17 protein-coding genes and 2 tRNA genes are annotated in these 18,432 nt (G+C 66.3%); 10 read left to right on the top strand and 9 right to left on the bottom strand.

Features of this window, described 5'->3' with window-relative positions:
- Positions 1–23 precede the first annotated feature (23 nt).
- Positions 24–1,190 (bottom strand): MFS transporter, encoded by a 1,167-nt coding sequence (locus ON32_RS30980; protein WP_505775517.1) that lies wholly within the window; start codon positions 1,188–1,190, stop codon positions 24–26.
- 274 nt (positions 1,191–1,464) lie between these two features.
- Between ON32_RS30980 and ON32_RS18525 the strand changes: the two genes are divergently transcribed.
- Positions 1,465–1,647 carry a TetR/AcrR family transcriptional regulator C-terminal domain-containing protein gene (locus ON32_RS18525; protein ID WP_040792231.1) on the top strand — a complete coding sequence of 61 codons (183 nt, stop codon included), beginning with the start codon at positions 1,465–1,467 and terminating at the stop codon, positions 1,645–1,647.
- A gap of 52 nt (positions 1,648–1,699) precedes the next feature.
- On the opposite strand, the gene ON32_RS18520 is transcribed toward ON32_RS18525, so the two are convergent.
- From ON32_RS18520 to ON32_RS18500, 5 genes are all read right to left on the bottom strand, one after another.
- Positions 1,700–1,772, bottom strand: a tRNA-Trp gene (locus tag ON32_RS18520).
- Between the two features lie 5 nt (positions 1,773–1,777).
- Positions 1,778–1,849: transfer RNA gene (locus ON32_RS18515), tRNA-Gln, on the bottom strand.
- A gap of 169 nt (positions 1,850–2,018) precedes the next feature.
- Entirely contained in the window at positions 2,019–2,255 is a 237-nt protein-coding gene (locus ON32_RS18510) for a hypothetical protein (protein WP_051133420.1), read from the bottom strand.
- A complete protein-coding gene (locus ON32_RS18505) occupies positions 2,252–2,494 on the bottom strand; it encodes a hypothetical protein (protein WP_040792230.1) in 243 nt (80 codons plus the stop codon). The genes ON32_RS18510 and ON32_RS18505 overlap by 4 nt, the downstream gene beginning before the upstream one ends.
- Positions 2,495–2,582: 88 nt before the next feature.
- Positions 2,583–3,593, bottom strand: a complete 1,011-nt coding sequence (locus ON32_RS18500) for an AraC family transcriptional regulator (protein WP_083874626.1) — start codon at positions 3,591–3,593, stop codon at positions 2,583–2,585.
- A gap of 116 nt (positions 3,594–3,709) precedes the next feature.
- On the opposite strand from ON32_RS18500, the gene ON32_RS18495 reads away from it, so the two are divergent.
- Together ON32_RS18495 and ON32_RS18490 are read left to right on the top strand one after the other, a co-directional pair.
- A complete protein-coding gene (locus ON32_RS18495) occupies positions 3,710–4,561 on the top strand; it encodes an SDR family NAD(P)-dependent oxidoreductase (RefSeq protein WP_040792334.1) in 852 nt (283 codons plus the stop codon).
- Between the two features lie 53 nt (positions 4,562–4,614).
- Positions 4,615–6,258, top strand: coding sequence for an acyl-CoA synthetase (locus ON32_RS18490; protein WP_040792229.1), 1,644 nt, complete (start codon positions 4,615–4,617; stop codon positions 6,256–6,258).
- A 68-nt stretch (positions 6,259–6,326) separates the two neighbouring features.
- Here the strand turns inward: ON32_RS18490 and ON32_RS18485 are convergent, their stop codons facing one another.
- Together ON32_RS18485 and ON32_RS18480 are read right to left on the bottom strand one after the other, a co-directional pair.
- Positions 6,327–7,487, bottom strand: coding sequence for an acyl-CoA dehydrogenase family protein (locus tag ON32_RS18485; RefSeq protein ID WP_040792333.1), 1,161 nt, complete (start codon positions 7,485–7,487; stop codon positions 6,327–6,329).
- 147 nt (positions 7,488–7,634) lie between these two features.
- Complete coding sequence (locus ON32_RS18480) at positions 7,635–8,285, bottom strand: TetR/AcrR family transcriptional regulator (RefSeq protein WP_040792228.1); 651 nt, start codon at positions 8,283–8,285, stop codon at positions 7,635–7,637.
- Positions 8,286–8,378: 93 nt separating this feature from the next.
- On the opposite strand from ON32_RS18480, the gene ON32_RS18475 reads away from it, so the two are divergent.
- The 6 genes from ON32_RS18475 (at position 8,379) to ON32_RS18450 (ending at position 16,307) form a co-directional block, all read left to right on the top strand.
- Entirely contained in the window at positions 8,379–11,351 is a 2,973-nt protein-coding gene (locus ON32_RS18475; RefSeq protein ID WP_040792227.1) for a type II toxin-antitoxin system Rv0910 family toxin, read from the top strand.
- A 98-nt stretch (positions 11,352–11,449) separates the two neighbouring features.
- Positions 11,450–12,637 (top strand): DUF5005 domain-containing protein, encoded by a 1,188-nt coding sequence (locus tag ON32_RS18470; RefSeq protein WP_083874625.1) that lies wholly within the window; start codon positions 11,450–11,452, stop codon positions 12,635–12,637.
- A 181-nt stretch (positions 12,638–12,818) separates the two neighbouring features.
- A complete protein-coding gene (locus tag ON32_RS18465) occupies positions 12,819–13,625 on the top strand; it encodes an ABC transporter permease (RefSeq protein WP_051133417.1) in 807 nt (268 codons plus the stop codon).
- A complete protein-coding gene (locus ON32_RS18460; protein ID WP_083874624.1) occupies positions 13,622–14,455 on the top strand; it encodes an ABC transporter permease in 834 nt (277 codons plus the stop codon). The genes ON32_RS18465 and ON32_RS18460 overlap by 4 nt, the downstream gene beginning before the upstream one ends.
- Positions 14,452–15,291, top strand: a complete 840-nt coding sequence (locus ON32_RS18455) for an ABC transporter ATP-binding protein (RefSeq protein WP_083874623.1) — start codon at positions 14,452–14,454, stop codon at positions 15,289–15,291. Before ON32_RS18460 ends, ON32_RS18455 begins: the two co-directional genes overlap by 4 nt.
- Positions 15,288–16,307, top strand: a complete 1,020-nt coding sequence (locus ON32_RS18450; RefSeq protein ID WP_040792226.1) for an ABC transporter substrate-binding protein — start codon at positions 15,288–15,290, stop codon at positions 16,305–16,307. Before ON32_RS18455 ends, ON32_RS18450 begins: the two co-directional genes overlap by 4 nt.
- 122 nt (positions 16,308–16,429) lie before the next feature.
- Here ON32_RS18450 and ON32_RS18445 read toward each other — a convergent pair whose 3' ends face one another.
- Positions 16,430–17,041, bottom strand: coding sequence for a VOC family protein (locus ON32_RS18445; protein ID WP_040792225.1), 612 nt, complete (start codon positions 17,039–17,041; stop codon positions 16,430–16,432).
- An 80-nt stretch (positions 17,042–17,121) separates the two neighbouring features.
- Between ON32_RS18445 and ON32_RS18440 the strand changes: the two genes are divergently transcribed.
- Entirely contained in the window at positions 17,122–18,159 is a 1,038-nt protein-coding gene (locus tag ON32_RS18440; protein WP_083874621.1) for a helix-turn-helix transcriptional regulator, read from the top strand.
- Positions 18,160–18,432 lie beyond the last annotated feature (273 nt).

Below are 18,432 nucleotides of genomic sequence, written 5' to 3'. Positions count from 1 at the left end.
CGTCGCAAACCATATCATCGACGCTACGGGCCGACAGTGAGTGATCTTGCCGTCCGAGAGTCCATGCGAGTACAGCCCGATGTGAGTGATTCCTTCTTCGTATACCAGTGAGTTTCCGGTGGAAAACTGTTGTGCGCGTGGGACTGTGAAGTCTCGCCGTGTCGTCGATTCCCCGCAGCGTCGGCCGTATCCGGCAGGTTTCCGGTGGCGACCTGTCCGGCGAGGTCGGAGGAGCCGATCTTGCCCGTCAGGATGGTGATGAGTGCGGAGCCGAACAGACCCAGGATGAGGGCATTGGTGGTGCCGCGGACCGTATTGAGCATTCCCGCGGCCATTCCGACCTGGTTCTCGTCGACCTGATGCATGGCCTGGGCGTCGATGATGCCCGAGGCCAGGCCGACGCCGAGCAATATCAGAGGCCCGGCCGGTCCCAGCGCGGTGATGGCCGGGTTCAGGCGGCGAGCAACCAGCCCATGAATCGACGTCTGCGCAATAGCGAGAGGTCGAGGATCGGACCGATCGCACGACGTTCGATGGCCACGAACCCCGCCAGGAGGAGTATCACGCAACACGGCAGGGCGAGTACGACAGGTGATGTCCAACCGAGTGCGGAGCCCTGGGTGAGGGCGAGTATGACGGCGGCGAGGCCGGCGATGAATGTGGCGGCACCGGCGAGGTCGATATGCGGAGACTTCTCGGCGCGGCTCTCTCGCATGAATCGGGTACCGACGATCAGGATCAGCCCGGGGACGACGAAAGCCCCGAGTCCGAGTCGCCGGCCCGGGCCGTCGACCGGTCGCCCCGAGAGCGTCGGACCGAAGGCGAGGCCGAGTCCGGAGATGGTTCCCATTGCCGCGAACGCGCGGGCGCGGGCCGTGCCGCCGAAGGTCGCCGCGAGAATGGCCCCACCACCGGCCATCACCCCCGAAGCGCCCGGGCCGGTCAGTATTCCGGCCGCCGGCAGTAGCGCGATATTCGGGGGCGAGAGCTGCGGCCGGACAGCCGAGGGTGTAGGCCACGGCGCCGAACCGGTAGATCCGTCGCCTGCCGATCGCGTCACCGAGCGAGCCGGTGACGAGCATGAACGATGACGTGGTCAGGAAGTATGCGGTGACCACCCACTGCGCTGCCGGTCCGCTCGCCTCGAGATCGGCCCCGATTCGAGGTACCGCGACACCGGCGCCCGACATCGACATCGGTAGGACGAGAAATCCCGGCAGCACCACCGCGAGTGTCGCCCTGCCGTGGGGAACCGAACGGATACCGGTTGCCGTTGTCTTCGGCGCGGTGTCCGTCATCGTGGCTCCCAGCACCGTGTCGCGGACATGGTCATCGCTATCGGACAGGTGAACAAATCCGATGTGACCTGGTCGCGCCGGCTTCCCGGTCGGGCATCCATCCCATGCTCGCAATCTCGATCATCTGTTTCTCCGAAAGTCATCCGGTCCGGGTCGTGCGCCGGACATGGGGCACCTCGAGATCGCCGACGCCGACCTCGCCGCCGCGCACCTGGTGCAACTCATCGCCGGGGACATCGTGACCCGCACCTATCACGGAGCGATCCCGCTCCCTGGCGCCGAACTGCACCGGCTCACCGACGCCGGTGTCCGCGTTTTCCTCTACGGCTACGCCGCACCATCCCGTTGACCGGAAACAGGTCGTATCCGGTACTCACCCGGCGGGTTGTACGTGGTGGTTGTTGCCCTGCCAGGATTCGAACCCGAATCCACCGAGTTGGAGTCGGTTGTGCTGCCGGATTACCCCACGGGGCATCGCGCTGTCCCGCCTGGATTCGAACCAGGACCGACGGAACCAAAATCCGCTGTGCTGCCGATTACACCACGGGACAATCGTGTTCAGCATATGGACGACATTCATATCGGCGCATCTCATTTTCCGAGGCCGGTGGGTCCGTCGGCGGGTCTGTGTCCGGAGCCCGGGACGTGCGATGCCCTTACCGAAATGTATTCGGAGCAAAGCTCTTCCATGTGTGGTTACGGTCGTCGTTGCGGATCGTGTTACCGCTGTCGTGGATCGGTGCCCAGGTCGATGATCTCGGGGAGTTGCCGGGTGAGCACATTGACGCAGTCGTCGTCGACGAGGAAGTATTCGCGTAGACCGTCCTCGCCGCCGCTGCAGAAGCGAGGGCGCTGCCGCTCCAGATCGAGCCAACCGCCGCGAAGGACTTCCCACAGCCAACCGTTGGGTTCGCTGTAGGTGTTCCAATATTCGGCGAGATCATTCGGCGAGATCATTCGGCGAGATCATTCGGTGAGATCGACTTCGTCGAGTACGCGAAACCCCACCGGCCGGCGGAAGACGATATGGGCGTAGGAGAAGCCGGGCCTTGGATGGCGATGGTGAGACCGCCGTCGTAGCGCAGATCCCGCACGACCTTCGACGCATACCCGGTCGACTCCGGCACCGGCCGACATTCCGGAACGAAGACCGGAACGGGTGCGGCGTCGCTCGGCTCCCCTGAGTTCGTGGGCATGAAATCTATCGTGCCGTACCGATCGGTGAACGCCGGTGCGCCGCGACCCGGGGAGCGGCGGCACGACCCACCGAACGACCATGTGACCTCACCGGGTGGAACGGGCGAAGCGACCCGGGGTGGTGCCGGTCCAGCGGGTGAAGGCATGGGTGAAGGCGGATGCGTCGGCGTAGCCGAGCCGGCGGGCGACCTCGTCGACGGTGGTGCCGAGGGTGAGGAGTTCTTCGGCGAGGAGGTGGCGGGTTTCGGCGACCAGGTCGCGGTAGGAGGTGCCTTCGGCCTCGAGGCGTCGGCGTAGGGTGCGCACACTCATGCGCAGGTCGGCGGCGATTTCTTCCTGGGCGGCGGTGACGCCGCGGGTCAGGAGACAGGCGCGGACGCGGGCTGCGGTGCCGTCACGTCGGCGTCGGCGTTGCATGATGTCGGCGGCCTGTTGTCGGGCGATCGCGGCGACGTGTGGATTCGCTTGGGGCATAGGGAGTTCCAGGATCTCCCGGGCCAGGGTGAGTCGGGTGATCGGTGCGTCGAAGACGGGAGGGGCGCCGAGTAATTCGGTGAACAGTTCGGCGTAGTCCGGTGCGGGGCAGGCGAGTTCGACGGTCGTCGGTGGTACCGCTGCGCCGAACAGTTCGCGGTCCAGGGTGATGAGTTCGGCCAGGTCGCGTTCGAGCAGGAATTGGCGCAGCTCGACCGGGACCAGGGAATAGTCCAGCGTCAATGTGCCGTCGCCGGCGGTTTCCTGGAGCCGCCAGCGGGCGAAGGAATACGCGATATCCATGTGTTCGATGCCGATACGCACCGCCTCGCGCACGGTTCGGCTCGTCATCACCGCGAAGGCCCAGATACCGTGCGTGGCCAGGTGGTAGCGCCGGCCCGCGGACAGGCCGAGACCCGGGACGTGACCCAGGTGGGTGACCAGGTTCTGGACGACCCGCAATTCCTGTGCGGCGCGAATCTCACCGTTCGCATCGTCCAGGACGGCTAGGGTGATGTCGGAGCCGTCGAGGCACTGCGCGAGGGTCAGGCCGTGGGTGAGGCCGAGTTGTACCAGGATCGCGGCACTGGTGCTGGACCGCGGCATGTTCATCTGGGCCGTCATGGTCCCATCCTGAGGCAGAATGGCCGAAAAGAACAAGTCTTGGCCGATTACGTCATGGATTGGTGGGGTCCCGCTTCCTAGCCTCGTGATACGCGCAACAGATATGAGGAGTGGATATGAGTAGGCGTCTGGACGGGATGCGGGTGGCGGTCACCGGCGGTGCGAGGGGTATCGGGCGCGCCACCGCGGCAGCTCTGGCCGAGGCGGGCGCACAGGTGGTGATCGGCGATATCGACGGTGACACGCTGGCGGGGACGGCCGCGGAGCTCACCACCGCGACGGGCGCCAAGGTGATCGGTGTCCGGCTCGATGTGCGGGATCCGGAGTCGTTCGAGGAATTCCTGGGCCGGGCCGAAGCGGAGCTCGGAGGTCTGGACGCGCTGATCAACAATGCGGGCATCATGCCGACCGGGTCGTTCCTCGAGGAATCAATGGAGGTGGCCGACCGGCAGGTGGATATCAATCTGCGCGGGGTGATCATCGGATCGAAGCTCGCCGCCCGTCGTTTCGCCGAGCGGCGTAGCGGCCATATCGTGAACGTGGCCTCCGTACTCGGCTTGATCGCCACACCCGATATCGCGACGTATGCGGCGACCAAGTACGGCGTCGTCGGGCTCGGTACGGCATTGCATCAGGAGCTGGAGAAGTTCGATGTGCGGGTGAGCACCCTGTGCCCGGCCTTCGTCAACACCCAGCTGATCGCCGGGCTCTCCCCGAACCGGATCACCAGGTTCATCGGTTTCGTCGAGCCCGAGGACGTCGCCCGCGCGGTGGTCGGCGTATTGGCCCGCCGTCGGGGCGGATTGCGAGTTGTTCCGCGTATCGGCGGGGTCGCCATCGCGGTGCTCACCGCGATGCCGGAAGGGCTGCGCTACCGGTTCGGTCGCCTACTGGGCAGCCATGACACCGTGGCCAAGGCCGATATGTCACAGCGAGCGGCCTATCTGGAACGTGCGGAGCGGGGCTGAGAAGCACACCGGCGTTCCGGTCGGAACGTCTTGTCGCAAGGAGGAATTCATTCATGGCACGCAACCTCGAGAGTCTGGCGACCAGGCTCGGTGATGCGGCCGAAATGCTGCGGGCCGTCGGCCGACTGCACCAGTGTGGCGTAATCGATCTGACGCGCCCGGATCGCGTGGCGCGAATGGCTCGGGAAAACCGCACCTACGGTCCGCAGGCGGCGCTGATCATGGCGGGGGCCCGCCACCATCCGCACCGGCCCGCGATCGCCGACGAGCGTGGTGTGCTGACCTACGGTGAACTCGATCAGCAGTCCAATGCTCTGGCCAATGCGCTACTGGCACAGGGTCTTACGGCAGGTTCGGTGGTGGGTGTGTTGGCGCGCGACCATCGCGGCCTGGTGCTCGCGATCAGTGCGGCCGGGCGTGCCGGGCTGCGGCTGGCCATGATGAACACCGGATTCGCCAAACCGCAGTTCGCCGAGGTGGCCGCTCGGGAGAACGTGCGGGCCATGTTGCACGACAGCGAGTTCAACGACCTGCTCGACGCGCTGCCCCCGACGCTGCCGCGCATTCTCACGTGGGTGGACGAGGGACACACGGTGCCGGCAGGTGCGCGCACCGTGGACGAGCTGATAGTCGGCGCCGACCGGCGGTTGCCCTCGGCGCCGCCGCGGCCGGGTGGATTCGTCATCCTCACCAGCGGCACCACGGGCCTGCCCAAGGGGGCGCCGCGCACCAAGGTGTCACCGTTGGCCAGTGCGATGATCGCGGATCGAATCGCGTTCCCGCGCAACGGCTGTGCGGTGATCGTGTCGCCGATCTTCCATTCGACCGGGTTCGGGATGTGGACCGTGGCCACCGCCTTGGGCAACAAGACCGTGCTCATGCGTCGTTTCGACGCCGAGGCCACGCTGCGCGCGGTGAGCGAGCATCGCGCCGAGATGTTGGTGGCGGTGCCGACCATGCTGCACCGCCTGGTGTCGCTGGGCCCGGAGATCATCGGCCGCTACGATCTGTCGACGCTGAAGACCATTGCCGTGGCCGGTTCGGCATTGTCACCGGAGCTGGCGACCCGGGTACAGGACACCTTCGGCGATGTGCTCTACAACGTCTACGGCTCGACCGAGGTAGCGGTGGCGACAGTGGCGCAGCCACAGGACCTGCGCCTGGCCCCGGGCACGGTCGGCCGCCCCCCGGTGACGAGCAAGATCGCGTTGTTCGACGACGACGGGAACAGGGTGACGGACACGAATGTCACCGCTCGGGTGTTCGTGCGCAGCGGCGCGCCGTTCGAGGGCTACACCGACGGTCGACACAAACAGTTCATCGACGGTTACATGTCCACCGGTGATATGGGCCGAATCGACGAGCACGGGCTGCTGCACATCGATGGCCGTGACGACGACATGATCGTGTCCGGCGGGGAGAACGTCTATCCCCTGGAGATCGAGAATCTGCTCGCGGCCCGACCCGATATCGACGATGTGTCGGTTGTCGGCGTGCCCGACGAGGAGTTCGGGAAGCGGCTGCGGGCCTGTATCGTGCCCGCGCCCGGCGTCTCCGTGAATGCCGAGGACATCAAGGCGTATGTGAAGGCGAATCTGGCCCGCTACAAGGTTCCCCGCGATGTGATCGTCATGGACGAACTCCCGCGCAACGCCACCGGCAAGGTTCTGCGTCGGGTGCTTCAGGAAATGAACTGACCCCGCGCCCCCTGAAAACACGTCACCGCGACCGGTCGAGTCGGTCGCGGTGACGTGTTTCTGCCGACTCAGCCGGCGTAACCGAAGAGCTTGGCCGCCAGGTCCGTCATCACTTCGCTGGCGCCGCCGCCGATACCGAGGATGCGCGCATCGCGGTAGTGGCGTTCGACCTCCGACTCCCGCATGTACCCCATGCCGCCGTGCAGTTGGACCGCTTCGTCGACGACGTGTTTGACGGCCTCGACGGCGGAGTTCTTCGCCAGGCAGGCCTCTCCGACGACGAATTCGCCGGTCGTGGCGCGCAGGGCGATCTGGCGCGTGTAGGTGCGGGCCAGCTCGATCTGCCGACGCATCTCGACCAGCTTGTGGCGCACCACCTGCCGCGCGATCAGCGGTTTGCCGAAGCTCTCCCGCAGCCGGACGTGTTCGAGGGTCAGGTCCAGGCAACGCTGCGCGATCGAGTACGCGTGTACCGCGATATTGAGTCGTTCCGTGACGAAGGCCATGCCGAGGAGGGCGAATCCGTTGTTCTCGGCGCCGACCAGGTTGGTGGCGGGCACCCGGCAGTCGGTGAAGGTCAGCTCGGCGGTGTCCGAGCACAGCCAACCCATCTTCTCCAGCTTCCGCGATACGTTGAACCCTGGGGTGTTCGTGTCGATCACGAGCAGGCTGATACCGCCCGCGCCCGGTCCGCCGGTGCGTACCGCGGTGGTCACGAAATCCGCGCGGGTGCCGGAGGTGATGAACAGCTTCGAACCGTTGACGACATAGTGATCGCCATCGCGCACCGCGGTGGTGCGCAGGGAACCCACATCGGAGCCCGCCTCCGGCTCGGTCACCCCGAGCGAGCCGATCAGGTCGCCGGCGAGGGTGGGGCGCACGTACCGGTCGATCAAGGCGGAGTCCCCACTGGCGACGATATGCGGTAGCGCGATCCCATGGGTGTACAGGGCCGAATGGCAGCCCGATGAACCGCCCGCCTCGATGAACGCCTCGGTGGCGATGGTCATATCGATGAGGTCGCCGCCGTCACCGCCGAACTCCTCGGGGGTGCCGATACCGTACAGGCCGGATTTCGCGGCGGTGCGATGCAGTTCGCGGGGCAGGGCACCCTCGCGTTCCCATCGGTCGAGATTCGGGGTGATCTCGCGGCGGACGAATTCACCCATCGCCTCCCGCAGCGCGAGGCGTTCCGGTGTGCGGTAGGGGTCGGTGTAGGCGTCTGTCATGATCACTCCTGAGATTTCGGGTCGGATGCGCGCATGGCGCTTTCGGGCGCCGGGTAGCGCCTGTCGCCACCGCGGGGTACGCGGTGCGGCGAAGATCGGGGCGGTGTATTCGGATGTCGTCGCGGGACGGTCCCGGACGGGTGCCGATCAGTCGATGGTTCCGGTGAGGATCGGCGCGACGGCGGCACGAGCGACGCGCTCGGCCTCCGCGGGGTCGGTGAGGTCGATGGCATGGCCGGGTGTGGCCAGGTAGCCGATGATCAGGTGTACCAGGGCGTCGGCCTGGGCGTCGGGGTCGCGGACCGGGATTTTGCCGTCGGCCTGTGCCTTGGCGATATTCGCACGGATCGCGTCGAAGGCCAATGTCATCGGTGACGGATCGCCCTGTCCGAGGGCCTGGATGAGTTCGGCCCGGCGCAGTGGGTCGGCGTCGCGGAACAGGATGTGGTCGCCCAATGCCAGCCCGGTCAGGAAGCCGAGCACCACCTGTTCGGTGGGGTCGGTGACCTCGGTGAACCGGTCGGCGAGGCCGGCCAGTATGCGGCCGATGTCCCGGGCCAGCGCCCGCGCGAACAGCTGATCCTTGCCGGTGTAGCGGCGAAACAGCGTGGTGCGGCCGACGCCGGCCTCGGCCGCGATGTCGTCCATGGTCGCCTCGCGGGTTCCGCGACGCGCCAGGACCCGCAATGCGGCGTCGAGAACCCGCGCGTCCGTCGCATCGTCATTGGGCGCGGACTGCGGAAGCAGGGTCATCGCGCGGCTGAGCAGGCTGGACAGCGGCGCACCGGGTCTGGTCACAGGCACATCTTGACATGTGGAACCACTATCCGTCTAATAGTTCCACGGAACTATCTTCCCCGTAATAGTTCCGTCAATCGAAAGGGCAAGGTAGTGGCTGACAAGGGTCGACTTCCCGGAGTGTTGCGACAGGCGCGCGCCGGTGTGCGCACGGTACGAACGCTCGCCGATGCCGTGAAAAAGGATCCGGCGATTCTGCGCGACGTGGTCGGGAGCGCGCTGGGCAAGCCGCCTGCCGCACCGTCCGCCGCCCCGACCGTCCCCGCGGACTACACCCCGCCGGAGGGGATCGAGGAATTCGACAAACGAGCCCACGCGAGCAAACGCATCGACCGCCCGGTGGCCGATGTCGCGGCCTATCTGACCGATCCGGCCCGCTTCGCCGAATGGCTGACCATGCACGCCGCCTTCCGCGGCGACGCCCCCAAGGGCGTATATCCCGGATGGGAGTTCACCCAGCAGGTGAAGTTCATGGGCATCCCGGCCGAGGTCGCCTGGACCGTGGTCACGGTGGACGAGACCGCGCTGGTGCTGCGCGGCACCGGGCCGATGGGCCTGACCCTCGGCTTCTGGCTCACTGTGCGCGCCGATGCGAACGGGGCGATCGCCTACTTCGACGCCGGATTGTCGGGACAACCCGTCGACGGACCCCTGGGTGCGTCGTTGGTGCGAAGCCTGTCGGAGGCCTTGCGGGAATCGCTGGACCGGGTGCCGGAACGCATCGATGCGGCGGGGCCCCTCGCCGGTGCGAAATCGGTGCGGAAGCCAGTGCTGCACAAGGCATCCGGTCGTACGCTCGCGCCCAACACACCGGTCCTGGTCGGCGCCGGACAGTTCGTCCAACATCAGCCGAACACCGCCGAGGACCCGTCGGCGCTGGCGGTGCGGGCCCTGCGAGAAGCGGCGGAGGACGCCGGGGTGGGACGGTCTCTGCTCGCGTCCGCCGACGCGGTTTTCGCGGTGGCCAGCGCCTCCTGGCAGTACCGGGATCTCGGCGCCCTGGTGGCGCAGGCCGTCGGCGCGCCCTCGGTCGATACCGTGCAATCCACCACCTACGGTGGTGACGGCGGTCAGTTGTTGGTCAACGAGGCCGCGCAGGCCATCGCGGACGGCACCTACGAGATCGTGCTGGTGACCGGTGCGGAGGCGGGCGCCACCATGGCCGCCGCGCAGCGGGTGGGCACCGAGGTGGCGTGGCCGCAACAGGGGTCCGATGTGGAGCCGACCCGCATCGCCGGGATCGACAAGGAGGCCAACAACGCCGCCGAAACCGCCGTCGGGCTGGGCGCGCCCATCTACATGTACGCGCTCATGGAATCGGCCAACCGGCATCGGCTCGGTCGCGAGCCCAAAGAACATCTCCAGGCGATCGGCGAGCTGTGGTCGCGGCTGTCGGAGGTGGGTGCGGATAATCCGAACGCCTGGCTGCCGCAGCGGTACAGCGCGCCGGAGCTGACCACACCGACCGCGGAGAACCGGGCGGTATCGGCCCCGTACACCAAACTGCTGTGCGCCAATCTGCAGGTGGATATGGCCGCCGGACTGGTGCTGTGCAGTGCCGCCGCCGCCGAGGAGGCCGGCATTCCGCAGGACAAATGGGTTTTCCTCCACGCCGGAGCCAGCGCACACGACGAATGGTTCGTCTCCGAACGCGCGGAACTGGCCGCCTCCCCGGCGATCCGGGCGGTCGGCGCGGCGGCGCTCGAGCATGCCGGTCTGACCATCGACCGGATCGGTCCCGTGGACCTGTACTCCTGCTTCCCGGTGGCGGTGCAGATCGCGGCTCGGGAACTGGGACTTCCCACCGACGATCCCGATCGTCCGCTCTCGGTGACGGGCGGCCTGACCTTCGGTGGCGGGCCGGGCAACAATTACGGCACCCACGCGATCGCCACCATGGTCCGGCAATTGCGCGACGATCCCGAGGCTTTCGGTCTGAGCACCTCGCTCGGTTGGTACGTCACCAAACATGCGCTCGGTATCTATTCCGCCACCCCACCGCAGCGGCCCTACGCCCATCTGCGGCCGGTCGTCGACAACCCGCCCGCCCGGCCGGTCCGCACCGAATACGAAGGTCCGGCGGTGGTCGAGGCCTACACCCTGCCCTACGGTCGCGACGGTGAACCGGAAGCGGCCATCATCAGCTTGATCACCCCCGATGGTGCGCGAGTATTGTTGCGCAGCAACAGGTCCGAGCTCGTCACCGAACTACGTGATGGTGACGCGTTGGGCCTGCCCGTGACCGTCCACGGTGGCGACATCACATTCGAGGGCACACAGCGCCAGGAGCTGCCCGCGCCTCCGCCGCCGCCGGTGCTGGTGGAACGTCGCGGTCCCATCATGATCATCACGATGAACCGCCCCGAGGTCCGCAATGCGGTCAATCACGCCATGGCACTCGGACTCGAAAAGGCCTGCGACGCGTTCGAAGCCGACCCGAACGTCCGCGTCGCCATCCTCACCGGCGCGAACGGCTACTTCAGCTCCGGAATGGATCTGAAGGCGATGGCCCGGGGCGAGGCCCCGCTCACCGAGAACCGCGGCGCCCTGGGACTGGCCGGTAAACCACCCCGCAAACCGTTGATCGCCGCGGTCGAAGGTCCGGCCCTCGCGGGTGGTTGCGAATTGGCCCTGGCCGCGGATCTGATCGTCGCGGCGAGCGATTCACAGTTCGGCATCCCGGAACCCAAGCGCGGTCTCATCGCCGCCGCCGGTGGGGTCATGCGTCTGCGGGAACGCCTACCGCGCAATATCGCCATGGAACTGGCGCTCACCGGTGACCCCATGCAGGCCGGTCGGCTGGCCGAACTCGGTCTGATCAATGTCCTCGCCGAACCGGGTCGGGCGCTCGAGGCGGCTATCGAACTGGCCGAACGCATTGCCGCCAATGCGCCGCTCAGCCTGGAGGGCAGTAAGCGCATTGTCGACGAGACCCTCGACTGGACCACCGACGAAGCCTTCGACAAACAGTACGACATCGCCTCCACCGCGTTGTTCTCCGAAGATGCGACCGAAGGTGTGCGTGCCTTCAACGAAAAGCGTCCCCCTGTCTGGACCGGTCGCTGAGTCCCGTCCGATCCACGAGCAGCCGTGGGTTCCGGTGGTGAAGATCGCCACCGGAACCCACGCTGTGTGTACGGCGGCCGTATGGCACGATCGGCGCCATGTCGTTTCGCGCCGGCATACGAGCAGTGATGCTGCCCCTCGCCGGGGTCGTCGCGTTGCTTCTTCCCGGTTCCGTCCCGCCCGGGAGCGAAACAGCGCCTTTCGTGGTGGACGCCCGGCCGTTGGACTGTCTGAACACCATGTTCACGGAATACGGCAACTCCGGCGCCGGGTGGACCGGTGCGGATTCGACCTGGTCGACGGTATTGTCGGACGGCCGCGCGGTATTCGCGTTCTCCGATACCTTCCTGGGACCCATCGATCCCCCTCGGCGCCCGGACGAAGCCGGTTTCCTGCACAATTCACTGGTCGTGCAGGGCGTGGACGGCCGGCTGTCCACGGTGGTCGGTGGTACCGAGGAGAAACCCGCCGCACTGATAGAACCGACACAACCGGATAATTGGTACTGGGTGGGCGCCGCTGTCGCACTCGACGGGGTATTGCAGATTCCCGTCGGCGAGTGGCGGTCGGCCGGACCCGGATCCTGGGATATCGAATTCGTCGGTTCCGCAGTGGCGCGAATCGCGGAAACCGATCTGGGAAAAGTGGTTTCGGTGACCCCGTTGCCGCGCGGCAGGGGAATTCAGTGGGGGCAGTGGGTGCAGCCCGACGGGCAGTGGACCCATGTGTACGGGGTGGAGACAGCGGGCACGGAGAAATATCTGCATGTGGCCCGCGTCGCGGGAAACGATCTGCGCGAGCCGCTGTCGTTCTGGAACGGGTATCGCTGGTCGGAATTCGAGGCGGAGTCGGCGCGAATCGCGCGCGGAGTCCATTCCGAACTATCGGTTCATCGGGTGCGGGACGGCCGCTATCTGCTCGTCACCATGGCGAATGACAGTGTATTCGGCAATCGTGTGATCGGTAGGTTCGCTCCGACGCCGACCGGCCCGTTCGGTCCGGCGGTGACGCTGTACACGGCACCGGAGAGCGGGGCGTCGGGATCATATGCGGACCCCGACGTCTACACCTACAACGCGCACGCCCACCCCGAATTCTCGACGCCGACGGAACTGGTCGTCTCCTACAACGTCAACAGTCTCGACACCGCACCCGGCGGGGATCTCTACCGAGACGTCGGCATCTATCGGCCGCGTTTCGTCACGGTTGTCCTGGCGGGCGCGGACGGCGCGAGCGGGAGACCCGCCCGAGAGCCATGCGTGACGGGCGAGAATTCCGTCCGATAATCCACCCGCGAATGTGGTCCATATCTCTATTCGCGATATTCGATCTTCCCGATTTCAATCATTGTTCCGCCGCGAATCCGGTCGTAAATTGACGCGACCGCAGACCGATGTCGGGCTCATGGAGGAAGAGGTGGCAAGTGCGTGCACGTCGAGCGTTGAGTCGGAGTGGGAGTAGTTCGTCGTGACATTTCCCACCAGACAAGAGCGACTTACCGGCTCGGCCGGCGGGCGATTCGCCATCGGTGCGATCTCGACGGTTCTGTTCGTCGGCCTCTGGTATCTGGTGACCGAGGTCACGCAGCTCGTCCCACCGCTGTTCCTGCCACCGCCGGACGCGGTATTCGACCGCCTCGTACAGTTCCTGACCTCGCCGTATCAGGGCAACACCTTCGGCGGGCATCTGCTGGCCAGTGTCGGGATCGTGGTGACCGGCTGGTTGGTGGGTGCGGTCATCGGTATCCCGGTCGGGATCGCAATGGGTGCCTTCCGTACATTCGAGCTGATCGCGCGGCCGATCTTCAATGTCATCAGACCGATCCCGCCGATCGCATGGATTCCGCTGGCGATCCTCTGGTTCGGGCTCGGGGACCTCGCGCGCGTATACGTGGTGACCTTGGCCGCGGTGGTGCCGTGGATCCTCAACTCCTACGAGGCGGTCTCGGGAACCGATCGGGTGTTGATCCACGCGAGCCACACTCTCGGTGCGGGTACCTGGCGCACCCTGTGGGCCGTGGTGCTGCCGACATCGATGCCGACGGTGGTCACCGGTGCGCGGCTGGCGCTCGGCAACGCCTGGATGACCGTGGTCGCGGCCGAGTTGCTCGGCGCCACCGAAGGGCTCGGCTACGTCGCGCTCAATGCCAGATCCACCCTGGACATCGACATCATGGTGGCGGCCATGCTGCTGATCGGCCTGGTCGGGGTCGTGTTGTCGGAAGGGATCCGAATCGCCGAGAAACGACTGATCCGTTGGAGCGTGACCACATGAGCGTGACGACGAGCACATCCGGCGCCCGAACCGTCGCCGCGCTACCCGGTGGTGCGCGCAAGGCACTGCTCGCCGGTAGCGGCATCATCGCCCTACTGGCCGTGTGGTGGTTGGCGGTGGAGGTGTTCGGACTCGACGCCAACCACACCCTCGCGTCGCCGCCGGAGGTCGCCCGCCGACTGGCGGACCTGCTGGTCGCCCCGCTCGCCGGCCATACCCTGTTGGGACATGCCGGAGTGTCGCTCGCCCGGTGGGGTGTCGGGTTCGGAGTGGCCGCCGTATCGGGTGTGGTCACGGGCTATGTCTTCGCCTGGTACCCGTTGATCCGGGCGGTATTGCTGCCCCTGTTCGAGGTGCTGCGTTATATCGCCCCGTTCGCCTGGATACCCCTCGCGATCCTGTGGTTGCGGCCGGGGCTGGCGGCGCAGGCGTTCGTGGTGTTCATCGCGGTGTTCCCCGCCTGTGTTCTGAACGCCGAGGCCGCGGTACGTCGGGTCGACCCCGCGTTGGTGCGCGCCGCGGCCGTATTCGGCGGGGGCACCCACCGCACGTTGACCAGCGTAGCGATCCCCACCGGAGCACCGCTGACCATCGCCGGCCTGCAGATCGGGGTCGGCAACGGCTGGATGGCATTGATGGGCGCCGAATTGATCGTGGGCCACTCCGGGCTCGGCTTCGTGATCCTTTCCGGCCAGCAGAGCAGTGATCCGGCCCTGATCATCGCCGGAATGGTGGCCATCGGTGTGCTCGGCGCCGCAATGGACCTGTTGCTGCGGGTCGTGACACGGCCGTTCACCCGTTGGACGAAAGGATTGGGTACGAAGCGATGACCATTACCGAGAACGAGGACCCGGTCGTCGACGAGACGGCCCCGGCCGGTCGAGAGGTGAAGCTCGCCTTCCGGGGAGCGGGAATGCGGTTTCGTTCCCGGGGACGGGAGCTCACCGCCCTCACCCCGATCGACCTCGAGGTCGCCGCGGGCGAGTTCCTGAGTCTGGTGGGGCCGTCCGGTTGTGGTAAATCGACGCTGCTGATGCTTGCGGCGGGGCTCCAGAAACCGACCGAGGGCGAGGTTCTTCTCAACGGAAAACCGTTGCATGGTCCGGGACCGGATCGCGCCGTGGTGTTCCAACAGTTTGCGTTGTTTCCGGCGAAAACCGTCAAAGGGAACGTCGAGTTCGGACTGCGGATGGCGCGGGTGCCGCGACAGGAGCGGGACGAGCGGGTGAACGAGGCACTCGAGATGGTCGGACTGGCCGGTTTCGCCGGTTCCTACCCCCACGAATTGTCCGGCGGGATGCAGCAGCGGGTGGCGCTGGCCAGAGCATTGGTGGTACGTCCGGATGTGCTGCTGATGGACGAACCCCTCGGCGCGCTCGACGCCCAGACCAAGGTATTGATCCAGGAGGAATTGTCCACTCTGGTGCGCGAGCTCGAACTCACCGTCCTGATGGTCACGCACAGTGTCGAGGAGGCCGTCTACCTCAGTGATCGCTGTGTGGTGCTCACCGCCCGTCCGGGTGCGATCAAGGAGGAGTTCTCCCTCGAGGCCGGACGTGCCTGGCGGTCGGCGGGAGTCGACGAATCGATGGCCGACCCGGCATTCGCCGAACTGCACAAGAGGATATGGCATTCGGTGCGCGCGGAACTGGGTGGTCTCCGATGACGCGTCGCTGGTGGCGGTGTGCCGCGCTGATCGGTGCCGTATTGCTGTTCGCGGCATGCAACAGCGCCACTGGGGGAACCGGCAATACCGGTAACAAGGTCACGGTGGCGACCCAGCCGTCGTCCACGGGGTTCCCACTCTGGTTGGCGGACCGACTGGGCTATTACACCGAAGCGGGTCTCGACGTCGACCTGGTCTATTTCCCCAGTGGCGCCCCACTCGTCGAAGCGGGCGCCGGCGGAGCGTGGGACGCAGGATTCATGGGCGCGCCACCCGGCCTGACCGCGGCCGAGAAATGGAAGATGGTGCCCGCCGGGGTCAACACCGAAGAAGGCAGAACTCTGGCGTTGTGGGTCCGGCGGGCGGATCTGAACGGTACGACGCCCACCGAGGCGTTGCGCGGTAAGGACATTCTGGTCAAAACGAACTCGACCGCGCATTATGTGCTGCTCAGCTGCCTGCAGAAGCTGAACCTGGCGGGCGAGGTTCATCTGGTTCCGATCGAGACCAATGCGATACCCAGTGCATTCGGCGGCGGTAGGGGCGGGGGAGCGATGACCTGGCCGCCCTTCGACGCGGGTTTCGAAGGAAACCCCGACTATGTGCGCGTCTGCGACGGCGATATGGCCGGTACCCCGGTATACGACTTCATCGGTCTCACCCGGGAGTTCGTGCAGAAACGACCGCAACAGGCGGACGACTTCCTGCGCGCCGCGTTCCGGGCCAACGCCTGGATTCCGGAACACCGGGACCAGGCCGCCGACCTGCTGATCGAGTACTACACGACCCAGGGCATCACCATCGATCCGAAACAGGCCGCCCTGCAGATCGACAAAGTGGAGTACCTGTCGCTGCCCGGTTCGATCGAGCTCTATCGGAGCAGGCTCGGCACCGACCTGGAAAATCTCGCCGAGACATTCGTCGAACTCGGGGCCTATCAGAGCACACCGGACATATCGGCGGCGGTGAGTTCCGGACTCGCGGCCGCCGAGCGGGCCGCCGCCGGCCCCCGGTGAACGGACCGAACGAACCGGGATGTGGGAAGGAGGGTCGATGCCCCGCGGCACGGAGGGGAGCCGCAGGGCATCGTTCTCCGGTGATTACGAGGTTCTCCGGTGATTACGAGGTTCTCCGGTGATTACGAGCCGGTTCCGTCGGTCGCGGGTCGACGGTCGCGCGGATCTCGCAGCGACGACATCGCTTCCATGAGCGAGGAGTGGATGGATTCCAACTCGGGTGTCGTGAACGATTCCCAGGACTGCTCCCGGGCGTCGTCTGCCGCGGAATCGGTCGAGCCCCAATCGGATTCGCCTTTTCCGGAGGTGGGTTCCTCGTCCCAGGAGACATCGCCCGGGTTGTGCTTGTACACCCACCACAGGTGTCCGAACGGGTCGGCGAACCGGGAAAGCACATCACCCCAGAAATCCGTCGGCTCGGTGACGATCCGGGCCCCTCGAGCGACGGCGCGCTCCAGGGTCGCGGCCGGGTCGTGCACGTAGACACGGACGAATGCCGGAGTGTAAGGCCAGTCGGGTTTCCGTTCGGCGATCGTGAGTGTCGAATCACCGATCCGTAGCTCCGAGTGCAGAATCAGCCCATCGGTATCGAGCGTCCGAGCCTCCGAGACCTCGACCGCGTCGAATACGTCGACCAGGAATTCGATCAGACCCGCCGCGTCGTCGGTCCAGATGAAGGGATCGACGGTGGCGGAGCCGGCGGGTGCCGGGGGAACTGCAGGGGTGGTGGACATACTGTCTCCTTTCGATTGCCACCCCAGCTTCGTCACCCTTCTGGACAGGATCCGACCGCAACCGAACATAGCCTCGGGGTGTGTCCAACAGCACTCGCACGCTCGCGCTCCTCGGTCTGTTGCAGAGCCGTCGCCACTGGCCCGGTGCCGAACTCGCGCGCCGGCTCGGTATCAGCGAACGGACCCTTCGCCGCGATGTGCGTGTCCTCCAGGAGATCGGCTACCCGATTGTCACGACCCGCGGGACCGGCGGCGGTTACCAGCTCGGCGCAGGTGCGGCCCTGCCGCCACTGGTCCTGGGCGAGGAAGAGGCCGCGGCGACGGTGCTGGGCCTGCAGGAGATCGCGACCGGAAACCATCCCGCCTCCGCCGAAGCCGCCATGAGTGCCATGGCCAAGATCGTCCAGGTTCTGCCCACCCGTATCCGGCGTCGGATCGATAGCCTCAGATCCGTGGCCACGCGCGCGGGCGACGGCCACCACCGGGCCGCCATCGACGATATCGCCACGCTCACGACGCTCGCGCTCGCCTGCCGGGACGCCGATACCGTTGTGTTCTCCTACCGCTCGGGCGGTCGCGTCGAATCGGACCGTACGGCTCAGCCGCACCACATCGTCAACGTCGACAATCGTTTCTATCTGGTGGCCTGGGATTTGGACCGCACCGACTGGCGCATTTTCCGAATCGACCGAATCACCCGTCCGCACCGCACCGGTGCGCGCTTCGCTCCGCGTCGTCTGCCCATCGACGACCCGGTGGAATACGTGCAGAATCAGATCGGGTCGCTGCCCGCCAGGTACCGGGTACATGCCACGGTCGCGGCCCCCGCCGACAGGATCCGAGCCGAAATCGCGCACTACGGTGCCGTGACCGCCGTCGACGACAACTCGTGTGATGTCCGTATCGCCGCCGAGTCCCTGGACTGGGCGGCCTTCTGTCTCGCAGCGATCGGCGCGCCGTTCACCGTGCACGGACCACCCGAAGCGATCGATCACATGCGAAGCTGGGGGACCACACTTCTGGCGGCGACCACCGCCGGCGGAGAGGACGAGTCGAAGACATCGACATCAGGGGTCGGCTACCGCGGCGACGGACATCGTCCGCCCCGAGTGAAATGAAGAACGAAGGTGCCGAGGTCGAGTCGGATCGGATACGAAGAGCCGGGACGCTCGTTACCGTTGGACAGGTCTCGGTGGTCCCTCATCCCCCGGGAGGGGGTGGCCGGAGCCGACCCCGTACCGCGAGAACCGGAACCATGGATCCTCCGTACGACCGGATCGAGATGGATCCTTGGGGTCCGGCGCGATATGGCCTTCGGCTTCCTCCGAAGGAGGGATCCGAATCGCCCGTGGAGGTGACCTCGTCGGCGATCCGGAATATGCCTTCGCCAC

This window comes from Nocardia paucivorans NBRC 100373 (genome assembly GCF_000308675.1).
In the GTDB taxonomy this organism is placed as follows: Bacteria; Actinomycetota; Actinomycetes; order Mycobacteriales; family Mycobacteriaceae; genus Nocardia; species Nocardia paucivorans.
The sequence above is the reverse complement of the archived record's forward strand: the minus strand, read 5'-3'. Positions and strand labels throughout refer to the sequence as shown.

Coding starts and splice junctions, on each gene's coding strand:
- ON32_RS30980 (WP_505775517.1), bottom strand. CDS start 1,190: ATGTCGGGCGCCGGTGTCGCGGTACCTCGAATCGGGGCCGATCTCGAG.
- ON32_RS18525 (WP_040792231.1), top strand. CDS start 1,465: ATGGGGCACCTCGAGATCGCCGACGCCGACCTCGCCGCCGCGCACCTG.
- ON32_RS18510 (WP_051133420.1), bottom strand. CDS start 2,255: ATGATCTCGCCGAATGATCTCGCCGAATATTGGAACACCTACAGCGAA.
- ON32_RS18505 (WP_040792230.1), bottom strand. CDS start 2,494: ATGCCCACGAACTCAGGGGAGCCGAGCGACGCCGCACCCGTTCCGGTC.
- ON32_RS18500 (WP_083874626.1), bottom strand. CDS start 3,593: ATGACGGCCCAGATGAACATGCCGCGGTCCAGCACCAGTGCCGCGATC.
- ON32_RS18495 (WP_040792334.1), top strand. CDS start 3,710: ATGAGTAGGCGTCTGGACGGGATGCGGGTGGCGGTCACCGGCGGTGCG.
- ON32_RS18490 (WP_040792229.1), top strand. CDS start 4,615: ATGGCACGCAACCTCGAGAGTCTGGCGACCAGGCTCGGTGATGCGGCC.
- ON32_RS18485 (WP_040792333.1), bottom strand. CDS start 7,487: ATGACAGACGCCTACACCGACCCCTACCGCACACCGGAACGCCTCGCG.
- ON32_RS18470 (WP_083874625.1), top strand. CDS start 11,450: ATGTCGTTTCGCGCCGGCATACGAGCAGTGATGCTGCCCCTCGCCGGG.
- ON32_RS18460 (WP_083874624.1), top strand. CDS start 13,622: ATGAGCGTGACGACGAGCACATCCGGCGCCCGAACCGTCGCCGCGCTA.
- ON32_RS18455 (WP_083874623.1), top strand. CDS start 14,452: ATGACCATTACCGAGAACGAGGACCCGGTCGTCGACGAGACGGCCCCG.
- ON32_RS18450 (WP_040792226.1), top strand. CDS start 15,288: ATGACGCGTCGCTGGTGGCGGTGTGCCGCGCTGATCGGTGCCGTATTG.
- ON32_RS18445 (WP_040792225.1), bottom strand. CDS start 17,041: ATGTCCACCACCCCTGCAGTTCCCCCGGCACCCGCCGGCTCCGCCACC.